At 59.1% G+C, this 13,251-nt stretch carries 14 protein-coding genes; 7 read left to right on the top strand and 7 right to left on the bottom strand.

Features of this window, described 5'->3' with window-relative positions; all coding sequences use genetic code 11:
- Window positions 1-7: 7 nt before the first annotated feature.
- The 3 genes from SB756_RS04565 to SB756_RS04555 all read right to left on the bottom strand — a co-directional run bounded on the left by SB756_RS04565 (window position 8) and on the right by SB756_RS04555 (window position 3,222).
- Complete coding sequence (locus SB756_RS04565; protein ID WP_410910267.1) at window positions 8-1,192, bottom strand: DUF1214 domain-containing protein; 1,185 nt, start codon at window positions 1,190-1,192, stop codon at window positions 8-10.
- A gap of 67 nt (window positions 1,193-1,259) precedes the next feature.
- Window positions 1,260-2,240, bottom strand: coding sequence for a zinc-dependent alcohol dehydrogenase (locus SB756_RS04560; protein ID WP_410910266.1), 981 nt, complete (start codon window positions 2,238-2,240; stop codon window positions 1,260-1,262).
- A 160-nt stretch (window positions 2,241-2,400) separates the two neighbouring features.
- The gene (locus SB756_RS04555) at window positions 2,401-3,222 is read right to left on the bottom strand and encodes a metalloregulator ArsR/SmtB family transcription factor (protein WP_410910265.1); all 822 of its coding nucleotides are present in this window, start codon (window positions 3,220-3,222) and stop codon (window positions 2,401-2,403) included.
- Window positions 3,223-3,394: 172 nt separating this feature from the next.
- Between SB756_RS04555 and SB756_RS04550 the strand changes: the two genes are divergently transcribed.
- The 5 genes from SB756_RS04550 to SB756_RS04530 all read left to right on the top strand — a co-directional run bounded on the left by SB756_RS04550 (window position 3,395) and on the right by SB756_RS04530 (window position 7,254).
- Window positions 3,395-3,994 carry a TetR/AcrR family transcriptional regulator gene (locus SB756_RS04550; RefSeq protein WP_410910264.1) on the top strand — a complete coding sequence of 200 codons (600 nt, stop codon included), beginning with the start codon at window positions 3,395-3,397 and terminating at the stop codon, window positions 3,992-3,994.
- A gap of 46 nt (window positions 3,995-4,040) precedes the next feature.
- Complete coding sequence (locus tag SB756_RS04545; protein ID WP_410910263.1) at window positions 4,041-4,520, top strand: VOC family protein; 480 nt, start codon at window positions 4,041-4,043, stop codon at window positions 4,518-4,520.
- Window positions 4,521-4,561: 41 nt separating this feature from the next.
- Complete coding sequence (locus SB756_RS04540) at window positions 4,562-5,374, top strand: SDR family NAD(P)-dependent oxidoreductase (protein ID WP_341798547.1); 813 nt, start codon at window positions 4,562-4,564, stop codon at window positions 5,372-5,374.
- A complete protein-coding gene (locus tag SB756_RS04535; protein WP_410910262.1) occupies window positions 5,371-6,147 on the top strand; it encodes an SDR family NAD(P)-dependent oxidoreductase in 777 nt (258 codons plus the stop codon). The genes SB756_RS04540 and SB756_RS04535 overlap by 4 nt, the downstream gene beginning before the upstream one ends.
- A gap of 90 nt (window positions 6,148-6,237) precedes the next feature.
- Window positions 6,238-7,254 carry a GlxA family transcriptional regulator gene (locus SB756_RS04530; protein ID WP_341798545.1) on the top strand — a complete coding sequence of 339 codons (1,017 nt, stop codon included), beginning with the start codon at window positions 6,238-6,240 and terminating at the stop codon, window positions 7,252-7,254.
- On the opposite strand, the gene SB756_RS04525 is transcribed toward SB756_RS04530, so the two are convergent.
- Window positions 7,219-7,995 carry an SDR family NAD(P)-dependent oxidoreductase gene (locus tag SB756_RS04525; RefSeq protein WP_341798544.1) on the bottom strand — a complete coding sequence of 259 codons (777 nt, stop codon included), beginning with the start codon at window positions 7,993-7,995 and terminating at the stop codon, window positions 7,219-7,221. The genes SB756_RS04530 and SB756_RS04525 overlap by 36 nt on opposite strands.
- Window positions 7,996-8,182: 187 nt before the next feature.
- Between SB756_RS04525 and SB756_RS04520 the strand changes: the two genes are divergently transcribed.
- Window positions 8,183-8,506: a 2Fe-2S iron-sulfur cluster-binding protein gene (locus SB756_RS04520; protein WP_410910261.1), complete on the top strand. Its 324-nt coding sequence runs from the start codon at window positions 8,183-8,185 to the stop codon at window positions 8,504-8,506.
- Window positions 8,507-8,516: 10 nt separating this feature from the next.
- Here the strand turns inward: SB756_RS04520 and SB756_RS04515 are convergent, their stop codons facing one another.
- The 3 genes from SB756_RS04515 to SB756_RS04505 all read right to left on the bottom strand — a co-directional run bounded on the left by SB756_RS04515 (window position 8,517) and on the right by SB756_RS04505 (window position 11,155).
- Complete coding sequence (locus SB756_RS04515; protein ID WP_410910260.1) at window positions 8,517-9,308, bottom strand: HpcH/HpaI aldolase/citrate lyase family protein; 792 nt, start codon at window positions 9,306-9,308, stop codon at window positions 8,517-8,519.
- A 91-nt stretch (window positions 9,309-9,399) separates the two neighbouring features.
- Entirely contained in the window at window positions 9,400-10,248 is an 849-nt protein-coding gene (locus SB756_RS04510; protein WP_341798541.1) for a MaoC family dehydratase N-terminal domain-containing protein, read from the bottom strand.
- Between the two features lie 16 nt (window positions 10,249-10,264).
- On the bottom strand, window positions 10,265-11,155 hold the full coding sequence (locus SB756_RS04505) for an enoyl-CoA hydratase/isomerase family protein (RefSeq protein ID WP_410910259.1): 891 nt from the start codon (window positions 11,153-11,155) through the stop codon (window positions 10,265-10,267).
- 359 nt (window positions 11,156-11,514) lie between these two features.
- Here SB756_RS04505 and SB756_RS04500 point away from each other — a divergent pair, with 359 nt between their 5' ends.
- Complete coding sequence (locus SB756_RS04500) at window positions 11,515-13,245, top strand: DUF1302 domain-containing protein (RefSeq protein ID WP_410910258.1); 1,731 nt, start codon at window positions 11,515-11,517, stop codon at window positions 13,243-13,245.
- The last annotated feature ends 6 nt before the right edge of the window (window positions 13,246-13,251 follow it).

Below are 13,251 nucleotides of genomic sequence, written 5' to 3'. Positions count from 1 at the left end.
CCGCCTCCTACCAACGCCGGCGTAATTGCGCCCCGATGCGCCGCACGCGCAGGGCCTCGCCGCGCTCCACCGGGGTGACGCGCAACGTATCCAATGGCAGGTGCTCATCCAGGTCGGCGAGTTTGACTTTCTTCAGGATGGGCGTGGGATGAGAGCTGCTACGGTACCACCGTCCTATCAACATGCCCTTGAGATTGCCGCCGGTATCCAGCCAGTTCGCAACGCCTGGGTCTTCCACGGACAGCACTGCGCGGAACTTCCCGTCGCCATTCACATGAGCTTGATGACCGTTGAGGCTGCTCTGGCGATGAACGAGTTCGACCTGATTCCACAACGCATCGACGACCTGAACGTTCCAATACACCAAGCGTTCCGGCAGTTCGGTTTCCAGAATCAGCGCCTCGTCAGACTGTAAGTCGTAGGTGCATTCGTAATAGGCTTGTGGCCAGTCATCTCCATTACCCAGCTCTGCAAACGTGACCAGCTTCATCTCGTGCGGCGGCCGGTTACTGCGGCTGTTGGCGATGATCCCTTGGCACAGTTGTGACAGACGCTTCACGTAACCGCCAAACAGATCCCGCAATTGCTGATCAATCGTAGCCACGCTCATACGTGGTTTTAGCGGCTGCTCCCCCAGGCGCTCGATGCACACCTTGACGTCGCGCTCATTCCCCCAATCGTAGGAAAACTGGCGCAACAGCAAGAAGCGTGATTCTGGGTGAAGGTATAACCAGTCGCCCTGATAGCCTTCTGGCCGCTCGCTGCTGAAGATGACCTCGAAACTGCCGTCCTCGGCGATGTCCAGCTGGTTAAGGTCGTAGTTGTTGAAGCCCGGACCTGGTGGGTTGCCCATACCGATCATGTGCTTGCCTGTCGCGAAGCCCGCCACCGGCACATTTCCTCTGTTACCTGACACGCGGTAGACCCCCTCGCCGCTGACGGCGCTGAAGTGATAGACCGCGTCGGGGTTGGGCTGGGCAAGAAACACCGAGTTCTCGAAAGGTGCCCAGTCGGGGTAATCGGGGTCCGCCTGGAAATACAGAAAGTAACCTTGCGACAGGGTCATGGCGAATTGGCGATACAGTTCGGCACGCAAGTGCTCGTCAAGCGGGTCCCAAAGCTGTAATTCGACTTCGCTGGCGGCTTTGAGCAGGTCGACGTAGCTCGCCCACGGTTGCAGGGAAGCATTCATTCAGTCACCTCCGGTGAAACGCATCTGGATAGATGGATGAAAGAGCGGGAGCAGGTCCGCCGGCGATTCACGCCCAGGGATGAATCATGACTTTGCATTGTCCGCTGGGCGTGCGCAGCGCTTCGAATACGGACGGCACCTCGTCCAACGAAACGTGCTGGGTGATCATTGCCCGCGGCTCCAGCGCCCCACGCGCAAGCACCTGTGCCACATACTGGAAATCACCCACGGTGTATGTGTTGGAAAAACGCAACGTGATTTCTTTCCATACCGCTGTCGCTGGCACAAAGCTGTCTGCTGTGGTACAGAAGCCCAGCACCACCACGGTTCCAGCGCGGCTCACGGCTTGGATGGCTTGGCTGATGCAGCCTGGTTGGCCCGCGCACTCGAGCACGATGTCTGGCGCTGCACCGAAGGCCTCGGTGGCCGCGGCAGCAAGCGTTTGCCCCTGGCCTTGGGCGATGAATGCATCAGCGCCCATTTGCAGGGCCAGCGCCTGACGGCGGGTGGAATTGGCGGCGACCACGACTCGGCCAGCGCCCAATTTGCGCGCAAAAAATGCGGCTGCCAGGCCAATAGGCCCAGCCCCCAGGACCAGTACCGTGGCGCCAGGCGTTATGCCCGCCATGGCTGCACCATGCAGGCCCACTGCCATAGGCTCCAGCAGGGCACCGTCGTCGTAGGTTAATGAGTCTGGAAGCTTGATCGAGGTGCGCTCGCTGACTGCGACATATTCGCTAAAGCCACTACCAAGCCCGCGGAACGCTACGCAATGGCTTGGGCTGCCGCGCTGGCAGGCCAGGCAATGGCCGCAACCGGTGAATGGCAAGGCACTGATCCTGTCGCCGATCTGTAGCCCCTGAACCTCGGCCCCCACCGCCACCACCTCGCCTGCATATTCATGCCCAGGGACCGTACCGGCTGGGTAGTCAAAGCCGGGCGAATGCCCCTCGGTCATATGAAGGTCGGTGCCGCAGATACCGCAGCTGTGAACTTTCATCACCACTTCATCAGGGCCAGGTGCGGGATCGGGACGCGTCTCGATCACCAAGGGCTCTCCGGCTGCGTGAAACACCGCTGATCTCATTATTATTCTCCGTAGGTGAGTACGTTTGGCATTGCTACCGCCCATCTTTTAGATGACAGGTCTCAACCGCCTGACCCAATAGTTCACCAGGAAACATTTATCGTCAACAGTTTTTTGAACGCTATTCAGAATTCCCTGACGCAGCGCGGCGCGCCAACTCACCCTCCATCAACCCGTGAAAGTGTTGCAGCAGGTGCGCCAGCTGGGTCAGACCGTTGGCAGGGAGGCGCTTGGCGGCGGCATGGTCGGCGCCGTATTCGTGGTGGTCGAGAATGGTCTTCAGCATGCCCTGAGCCTTGGGGGTCAACGCAACATGACTGATACGACGGTCCTGCTGGGAAGCGGACCGGCAAATCAGCCCAAGACGTTCAAGGTTGTTCATCAGTTTGGTGACCGCGCCCTTGGTCAGCCCCAGCCGCATCTGCAATTGTGAAGGCGTTAGGCTATGGCCAGGAGTCAGATTGATCGCATCCAGCAGCAGCAGCTCACTGCCTTGCAGGCCATGACGCTCAGCGGTTTCCTTCAGCGCCCGTTCGACATGGCGCCCCATCAACAGCAAGCGTTGGGTCACTGCGTAGACATTCGGATCCTGGCCCGGCCACTCCCGCGCCCAACGCAGCGCGGCCAAGGCGATTGCATCAGCTTCAAGCGTGTGCGGTAGGCCGCGCTCGGCGTTGGCAGGTGCTGCTGCCAGCCCCCCGAGGTAGCTCATCAAGTCGTCCAATGCTCCGGGCCTTGCCGCATACAACGTGCGCCGTCCGTCACGCTGCTGAGACACCAACCCAGCCTCTAGCAGCACCTTCAGGTGCTGCGATACAGCCGGCTGGCTCAGGCGTGATTCCTCGGCCAGCGCGGCGGTATGGGCAGGCACCCGCACCAGGCTTTCATAGAGGGCTCGCCGGCTGGGATCAGCAAGCGCTCGTAACGTTTCATCATAAGCCATTACTTATGTATCCTTGGACTTGGATTCCGTACAGCATTAAGAATAAGCATCGGCTTATGTGTCAACCCGCATGCAGGGCATTCAGCGATTATTTTCTATAGCACTATTGAATTTCTGGAGAGGGGTCGCTTACCTTGGCAGGACATTTTTAATTTGAGCGCGGACACTGCAGATGCCGATCAAGCCCACCACCGGCAAATTCACACAGCGCCGGTTGGAAATCCTCATGGCCGCCGCCTCGGTTTTTGCTGAAAAGGGCTTTCATGGGTGCCGCACCCAAGATATTGCCGACCGGCTTGAGCTCAAACAGGCCAGCTTGTATTACTACTTTCCCACCAAGGAAGCCGCATTGGATGCGGTGTGCCTTTACGCAGTTGAAACGGCCACTGCGCGCCTGCGGGAGATCAGCAAAACGCCAAGCGCCTCGCTGTCCGATAGGGTCTACGCAGTTATCCACGCTTACCTTCATGACCTGGATGCCCATCGGGACTGCATGATTGTGCTTGCAGAGCAACGCCGATACCTGAGTGCGGAACAGCAAGAGGCAGTGGGTGCCCAGTCTCGCCAGTATCGGACGCTGCTCCAGGAAATGCTCGAACAGGCAGGTGCTCAGGGCTTGTTAGACACCTCGATCGATTGCCCACTGGCTGTCCGCGCGCTGATCGACCTGTGTCATTGCGCAGCCATGAGGCTGCAGCGCAATGCCGGACAGGACGTGGCCCATATCATCGAACAATACACACGGCTGTTCTGCACAGGCATTGGTCGTTGATGTGAAGTCAGCCGCTTTTCCACCGTTTGAACGAAGGATCAACACAATGGAATTCGACGGAAAGCTCTACCAGATCGGGGTTGTCGTACGCGATCTGGAAGCCAGCATGGAACATTATCGAACCCTGTTCGGCCTCGGGCGTTTTCGCCGGCTCGATACTGATTACACCGGGCGTTACCGGGGTATCGAACAGCGGATTGCCAACCGCAATGCGTTCGCGCGCTGGGGCGATCTTTATCTGGAAATGGTAGAGCCTGGTAGCGGCCAGAGCAGCGCATCCGAATGGCTGGAGAGTCGGGGGGAAGGCATTTTCCATCTGGGTTATGCGACGTCCAATCTGGAGCAGCGGCCAGGGGGAGCGCAGGTCTGCTTCGAGACCATCGACAACCTCAACGCCCAAGGCCACCCCGCCATCATCCACCTCGACACAGTCAGCCAGCTGGGATATTTCGTCGAGCTGGCGGATATGCAGCTCGCTGATCGGCTGGCGCAATGGATCGATGGCGATGCGAATCTGACCGGGTAGGCATGGTGGGATTAGCGCATGGGGAACGACGGAGAAACAGCATGACTCGACTAAGCGGAAAGGTAGCATTGGTCACCGGCTCTACCCAAGGGTTGGGCGAAGGCATCGCCCAGCGTTTCGCGCAGGAAGGTGCAATGGTGATCGTCAACGGGCGCTCACGGGAGCGCGGAGACAAAGTCGCGCAGGCGTTACGCGAGCTCGGTGCGCAAGCGATTTTCCTGCAGGCCGATCTGAGCCATAAACACCAGGCCCAAGCGCTGGTCCGCGAAGCCGCTACGCACTTCGGGCGCCTCGACATTCTGGTTAATAATGCCCAAGTGGTTCCGCCTTTGGCCCATGCCTGCTCAGATGACAATGATGGGTTGCTCGATGTGGCGCTTCGCTCCGGGCTGTACGCCTCGCTCTGGACTGCGCAAGCCGCGCTGCCGTGGTTAATTCAGGCAGGTGCCGGTCGAGTCATTAACTTCGCATCCGTGAATGGCGCCTACGGCAGCCGTTACGGCTTGGCCTATAACGCAACCAAAGAAGCCATCCGAGGACTGACCCGCACGCTCGCCAATGAGTGGGGACAGCACAATATCACGGTAAATGCGGTGCTGCCCTCCGGCTGGAGCGCCGCATACCAAGCGTTTTATGGCGACGATATGCAAAAGCTCGAAGCCGTCGCGCGGCAGACACCCATGCGTCGGCACGGTCGGGCGCTAGAGGACATAGGTTCGGCAGTGCTAGGGCTTGCCAGTGAGGCTAGCCGTTTTATCACGGGGCAATCGCTTTTCATCGATGGCGGTCAGAATCTGCTCGGCCTACCTCAGTTGCATGCCCTGGAATCACCCGCCCAGAAGGTCGCGCCATGAACGCTTTGCAAGATAAAAAGGTGTTGGTACTGGGCGCCGACAGCATTGGCCGCGGCATCGCCATCCGCTTGGCGCGCGAGGGAGCTTCAATCGCTGTGCTGGACCCCATGCTCAGCGCAGCCACTGAGGTCGCCGAGGTCATTAGCGCCAAGGGCGGTTCTGCGCTGGCGTATGCCGCCGCCTTTGACGGCCAGATGGGCGCCACCTTGAAAATGGCTATCGCTGCGCTGAGCGGTGTGGATGTGCTGATCAATAACGTCTTGCCAATACCCACCATTGCTCCTCTGGAAGACCAGCCTCGCGCCGCATTCGACGAGGCATTTGCACGTGTGCAGGCAGCAATCTGCGCGATGCAGTGCGCGGTGCCAGCGATGCAATTGGCGGGCGCTGGGCGCATCATCAACGTTGGGCACCGCTATGGAGAGGGTATCAATGAAGGCCTGGCGGCTTACAACGCTGCGGCCTGGAGCCTTGTCGGGCTGACCCGCACCGCCGCTTTGGATTGGGGGCGATATCAGATAACCACCAATCTGCTGCTACCGTTGGCCGATTCCCCCGAAGTGCGACACTGCCATGCTTTACGCCCCAGGGTGATAGACCTCATGATCGGGCAACTGCCGCTGGGGCGCCTTGGTGATCCAGTCGAGGACGTGGGTGGTGCCGCGTTGTTCCTGGCTTCTGATGCCTGCTGCTTCGTCAATGGTGAAACACTGCACGGCGACGGAGGCCAGCACCTGGCAGGCCCGGTTTTGAACCCTGCGCGATTTGTATGAGTCCAGCCCTTGCCAGTCGTCCAAGGGTGCGCCTCACACCGTGCTTGCGGCATACTCCGGCAGCAGCTCTCCTGATCCAAGGACCACTCCATGTCGGGCTTTGCAGTAGTAGGCATCACAGGCGCATACCTTTCCAGCCTGGGCGTATTTCTCGATGCGTTCGAGCTCATCGGCCGACAAGTCGTGGAGCTTTATCGCACGCGCCAACCCATTACCATGCAGACCCGGGTGCATTTGCTCACAACCGATGGCCGCGCCGCAAAATTAGCCGGAGGCCGCACCCTGCCCTCCGACGGCGGACTGGACGCCGGCTTGCAATTCGATCTGATTCACTTGCCCGCTGTCATCCTGGACGAGCAGCTGTCTCTCCCTGATTGGCTTGCCAAACACACTACCCTGTGTGAATGGTTGATCCGCCAGCACGCCGGCGGCGCGCTGATTTCAGCGAGCGGCTCAGCAGTGTTCATTTTGGCTGAAGCAGGGCTCCTAAGCGGCGGTACGGCAACAATAGGACGTACTCTTCTGCCACTTTTCCGACGTCGTTACCCCAATATTCGCGTCGAGCATCGCAGCGCCGTGGTCGAGCATGGCCGGGTGATCACTGGTAGTGGGCTGGCGGCGGACATGCAGTTGATCACCCGACTGATCGAGCATGTTACAACGCCAGAACTGGCCCGTTGGTTGAGCGATGTGACCAGTTTGCATCAGTCGGCTGAAGACCATCTCGCTGACGACGCCCTCACCGCGAACGCCCAGTTGTGGTTGGAAGAAAGATTCGCCCAGGACGTACGCATTTCTGAGCTGGCCAAGGCCATGGCAGTCAGCCAACAGACAGTGTTGCGGCATTTTCAGCGGCATCTTGGCAGCACGCCACAAGAGTACGTTCGACAACTGCGAATCAAATCAGCACAGGGCTTGCTATTGCGTACCAGTCGCTCGATCGCGCAGATCGCCACCCTCTGCGGATACAGCGATGTGCAGACCTTCCGCAAGGTGTTCAAGGAGCATGCCGGTACCAGTCCGAGTCAGTACCGAGTACTCCACAAGAACGACGCGCGCCTTCAGGCGCCCTCAGCTAACCAGGAACCCACCGTCTACGGCCAATAGTTGGCCAGTGATGTAACGTGATGCAGGGCTGGCCAAGAACAAGGCTGCATTGGCAATATCCTGCACATCACCCATCCCTCCCAGTGGGATGCGCCCTTCCCCCATTATTGGCCCCTTGAGTTCAATGGCCGCCGATGCTGTGCGCGCCCCAGGCGTGGGGATCCCGCCTGGGAGCACGGCATTCACCCGGATTCCATCGGGGCCGAATTCGAGCGCCGTGGTGCGCGTCAGGCTATTTACCCCGGCCTTTGTGGCGTTGTAGGTGCCATTGTGATGCACCACAGCCTGCATGGACGAGACCGAAGAAATATTCACGATCGAGCCGCCTTTTCCCGCCTTCATATGGCGGATCGCTTCGCGCAGGCACAGGAATGTCCCACGCAGATTGACGGCCTGCAGGCTATCCCAGAATGCCGTATCGACCTCCAGAAATGGTTTTTTGGGAAAGATCGCCGCATTATTGACCAGCACGTCCAGGCCGCCGTGTTGCCCGATCACCTGCTCAAAGAGCGCGATCACCTCATGTTCATTTGAGACGTCGACGGCCACTGCATGCGCCTGCCCGCCCGCTTCGGTGATAGCGTCTGCGGTCAGTTGCGCTGCAGCTGCGTCCAGATCTGCCACGATCACACGTGCGCCAGCGAGGGCAAAGGTTTCGGCGATGCCGCGGCCGATGCCTGCACCGCCTCCCGTTACTACGGCAATACGATCATCGAGACGGAAAGCATTATTCTGCGTCATTGAAAATTCCTGCACAGTGGGTAGTAATGAGGGCAGGCCGCGATCGCGCCGGTTTGACAGCGGCCTGCGTCGTCGTTCAGTATTTCTAACGACGTTCCAAATAACATATCTGTGTCACACACATTTCACAACGGTGTCGGTGCCATGGATTGACCGGCCCCAGCCAAGAGGCGGCGAGAGAACAAGAATGCCTACGATCACCTTTATTCAGCACGATGGCAGCGAACAGCACGTTGAAGCCGAGGTCGGCCAGTCCCTGATGCAAGTTGCCTTGAACAATCGGGTACCCGGAATTCTCGGCGATTGCGGGGGCAACTGCAGTTGTGCAACCTGCCATGGTTATATCGACAAAGCAGACTGGGCTGCACAAATCCCTGAAGCTCAGGGGTATGAGCGCGACATGCTCAGCTGTGCCTCGGAAGTCACCGAGAACAGCCGCCTCACTTGCCAGGTCATTGTCAGCCCCGCTCTGGATGGTCTGGTCGTGCGGCTGCCAGCATCACAGTACTGAGCGAGCGTTTTCAGCCCTCTCCCACGACTGCCAGCAGACTGCGTGCCCTGACAAGCACCGGCAGGTCGACCATGGCGCCATCGACTGAAACTGCCGCACCCGCAGATCGGCTGCTGGCTTCCACTACGCGACGTGCCCAGGCCAGCTCCTCACTCGAGGGCGTAAATGCCAGGTTCACTATGGGCACTTGGCGCGGGTGGATACAGAGCTTGCCAGCAAAGCCCAGTGCTCGACTGCGCTTGGCCTCGGCAGCAATCACCTGGCTGTCATCGAGTATGACTGACACGCCGTCAATCGGCGCTTGCAGGCCAGCCACACGGGATGCAAGGACGATCTGCGAGCGCGAATACAGCAGGGCTTCGTCTGTGTGCGCACACCCGACGTCAGCCTGAAAATCAATCGAGCCGAACGCTAGCCGTTCTACGTTCACCCCCCTGGCAACGTCCATCACCTGCCAAACACCCAGCGCGCTTTCAATCAGCGGTACGATGGGGGCGGTGGTAACCGCGGCCAATGCGCGCAAAGGCTCGATAGATTCCGCCTTGGGTAGCATGACGGCCTTCACGGGCAGGCGGCGGATCAACTCCAGGTCTTCGGCAAACGCATCTGAGCCTTGGCTATTGATGCGGACCATGACCTGCGCGCCCTCCTCGACCGCCCTTGCAATGTGCTCCCGCGCAGCCCCTTTGTTACCTGGGGCCACCGCATCCTCAAGGTCAAGAATGACCCTGTCGGCACCGGCCGCCAGGGCTTTGGCAAACCGCTCTGGGCGGTCTCCAGGTACGAAAAGACAAGAACGCATATTCACCTCGTGCCCATTAACGTCATGACGATGACCAGCGCCCACAGCAGCACCCAAATCAGGTCGGTGCACAGCGGTTTGCGCCGCTGCATCAGTCGAGTTCTGCTCGGGCGTCCATGCACAGGAAGCCCTGCTCATCTTCCGCCCACAAATGCACCCTGTTAGCCTCAACGCGAGCGCATAGGCGCAGCGGCCGCTGGTCGAACGCGGGGCGCATTGCGCGGAAGGAAAATGCGGTGACGTGTGCCAGCGGTAACTGTTCGCGCAGCAGGTTCATGAGTAGCGTGGCGATCAATGGGCCATGCACTACCAGCCCGGGGTAGCCTTCTTCTTCAGTGGCATACGGGCGGTCGTAATGGATGCGGTGGCCATTGAAGGTCAAGGCCGAATAACGGAACAGCAGAACCGGGTCCGGCACGATCTCTTTTATCCACTGTGCACCTGTCGGTGCGGACTGAGGCGTTGGGGGCGGATCATCCGGGCCAGGTGCATCGCGATAGACGATATCTTGCTCTTCGCGCACGCGAACTTCGCCATCCACTGACAGCTCGTGCAACAGCTTGACGAACACCAGTTCTCCGCTGCGGCCAGCTTTGTGCGTTACGTCAGTGATCGTGGTAATACGCTCTACCTCAGAGCCTACCGGCAACGGGCCACTGAAACTGAGCCGCCCCCCTGCCCACATTCGCCTCGGCAGGCTAACCGGGGGCAGGAAACCACCCCGCTGTGGATGGCCGTCGGCGCCAACATTCGATTGCCGCGCCAAGGGCAGGAAATAGAGCCAATGCCACAGCGGCGGCACTTGAGCATCGCTACCATAGGCGTGCTCTTCATGATCCAGTACGGCTGCGAGTGCGCCAAGAGGAACCGACGTCAACAGGTCGCGCTGGGTTTGCTGGCGACCGATCCATTGAGTAAGTAGCTTTTCATCGATAGGCACGCTAGCCAATCCTCTGTTATTGGGCCTTGTGGTCTGCCAGGACGCCTGTTTCAGGCGCCCCGGCAAGAAATCGATCACGGCCATGCAGCAGCGCTTCACTGGACATGAGTTGGTCGTACAAGCGCCGAGCGCAAGCGAGCCCCGTATCAAAGTCTGGGCTATCGACGGCCGCCTGCACGGCTTGCAGTAACGCGTGTGAGGCGGCATCAGTCCTGCCTTGCAATAACTGCCTCGCCTCTATCAGATCCTGCTGCAGGTCATTCCCTGGGATGGGCAGGGTACGCACCAGCCTTCTTTTCAGATCGGCGTAGCACAATGGCGAAGCCGCCATCTCGGCTGCCCAGGCACAGGCGTTTGAGACCCCTTGCCCCGAATCGACAACGCGATCAAACAATGCTGTCTGATAAAACGCAGATACCTTTTCTCGCTGCCCCTGGATCATCAACCGCACAGCGGGGACAAGCCCCAAAAGGCGCGGCAGGCGCTGTGTGGCCGACAATGGCAGCGTACCCAGAGCGACTTCTGGCAGCCCGATCCATGCATCTGTTTCGGCAACGCGGTAATGGCTCGCCAGTACGGTCTCAAGGCCGCCGCCCAAGGCAAAACCTTGCACAACCGCGATTACAGGCTTGCGCGAGCGTTCGATGGCTATGTGGATGTGGCTCGAAAGCCCGGGTAGCGCACCGGCCTCAGCCGTACCAAATTCCCGAATATCGCCCCCTGCACTAAAACCTCGCCCGCTACCGGTGATGACCACCGCCTTCACTTGCCGATCCGCGCCGGTCCATTGCAGCGCATCGTGTAGCTCACGGCGCATACCCAGGTTGAACGCGTTGACTGGAGGCCCGTCCAGTGTCAGGAGTGCGACCGGACCCAGGCATTCTCTATGCACCTTGGACTGTGGCATAACGCAACCCCCACTTATTCATGATTACGAACGACGTTCAGCATATTACCTTTCTTTGAAACATGGCAAGCGCACAGAGCGCCTCCGTTGAGGTGCCTCACTCCAATTGAAACGACCGTATGAAATTAGCACACACAATCACTCGGGAGGACTTGCACTGCTCCCGGGTTGCTCATATAAATGGTGTGCGTGTATGTGAACATGATTCAAGAAAAGCCGTTTGCGTGCCGACAAGGATGCAGCCGCGGGACCGGGAGTCAGAGCGCTTGTCATGAGCCAGCTGCCTCATGGGTTAAAAGCAGAGCTCCTGGTATTGCACAGATTTACGAGCGCAGCTCCTCTACGCCACTGCGCTTCGAATGAAAACAAAAACAACAATTCAGAGGGCACTTCAGATGGACAAAAGGAAAATGCTAGTTACTCGCCCCCTCACCGCAGCGCCGATGATGCTTGCTGGGCTTTGCCTGGCCATGGGGGCCAGCGATGAAGCGTTCGCCTTGCGCATCGATAGCGGTAACCCCGACCTCAATATGAGCCTGGACACGACGGTGCGCTACAACCAGGGCTGGCGCGTCGATGGTCGCGATAATAATCTGGCAAACAACCCCAGCTTTGACGAGGGCAATCGCCTGGCCGACAAAGGGGATGTGTTTCTGTCGCGCCTCGATCTGTTCAGCGAATTCGACCTCAACTGGCAGGACAAGTACGGTCTGCGGGTGAGCGGCGCGGCCTGGTACGACCACAATTTCCCGGACAAGAGCGAAAGCGCCCCAGGCCTCGAAGGCGTGGCCAACTACCGCAACAACCGCTACTCGAGTGTTGTCGATCGCTACTACGCTGGCCCATCGGCTGAGTTTCGTGACTACTTCGTGTGGGGCAACTTCAATATCGGGTCTACCGAGCTCAATGCCAAGGTGGGCAGCTTCGCCTGGTTACCAGGCGAGTTCCTGTTTGGCAACGGCAGCAGTGTGTCTTACTCCATGTCACCAAACGATGGGCTGCTGAGCGACCTTAGCCCAGGCGCTTCGGCCAAGGAAACGTCACTGCCCATTGGCCAGTTTGCAACCACCTGGCAACTGGTTCCGGAACTCTCTCTGATGTTCCAGTACACCTACGATTTCGAGCCATCGCGGGTATCGGAAGGCGGCACTTACTATGCCGTGTCCGATGGTGCTTTGCTTGGGCCGGATTTCCTGGCGCCAGGTGTAGCGCGTCGCGATGCGAAAGAAGGCGACAATGGTGATATCGCGGTCGGCCTGCGCTGGTCACCGAGCTGGGGCATGGATAGCAGCTTCGGCCTGTGGTATCGGAAATTCGACGACAAGTATGCCAGCTGGGCCAACCAAGTCATCGTGAACTCCCCTACCGCGCCCTATGCCCGGGCTGTGTACGCCAAGGATATCGAGTTGTACGGTCTGACCTGGAACGGCGTTTATAAGTCCGTCAGTATCGGTGCCGAAGTCAACTACCGGACCAATATGCCACTCAACACCACCGGGCAGACCTTTGTCGCAATCGGCCAGCCGGAACCTTCGAACCTGGACGGCGCTCGCGGTGATACCGTGCATGCCTTGCTCAGCGGCGTGTTCACCATCAACAAAAACGCATTCTTCGACAGCGGCGCAGTCGCTGCTCAGTTTGACTACATGCATCTGGTCAAAGTGACCGATAACAAGTCATTCTTCAACGCCAGCGACAGCGAGGGTGGGTCGGTTGCAGGGCGCTGCGAAGATAACGAGCTGCTGCGTGGCTGTTCGACGCGCAATGCTGCGGCTGCAAGTGTTTCGTTCACACCGGTTTGGCAACAGGTAATGCCTAGCCTGGATGTATCTTTCCCAATTTTCGCCACCTACGGCTTGTACGGTAACCCGGCTGCCCAGAACGCAGGTATCCCACCGGAGGATTCCTATCTGGTCAAGTTGGGCCCGCGCCTGGAGTATTTCGCTGGCTCCATGAAGCACCAGTTTGATCTTGCCTATACCGCACGTCATGGCCGTACCGGCAATATTGGAGGCGCCAACGCATACTCCGGGTTGGGCTTCCTGCATGACCGTGACACGCTGATCCTTACTTACCAGACCGCATTCTGATCGGGA

The sequence above is a fragment of the Pseudomonas sp. SIMBA_068 genome, assembly GCF_046534705.1.
In the GTDB taxonomy this organism is placed as follows: domain Bacteria; phylum Pseudomonadota; class Gammaproteobacteria; order Pseudomonadales; family Pseudomonadaceae; genus Aquipseudomonas; species Aquipseudomonas putida.
Note: the sequence above shows the minus strand (reverse complement) of the source record. Positions and strands in the feature narration are given on the sequence as shown.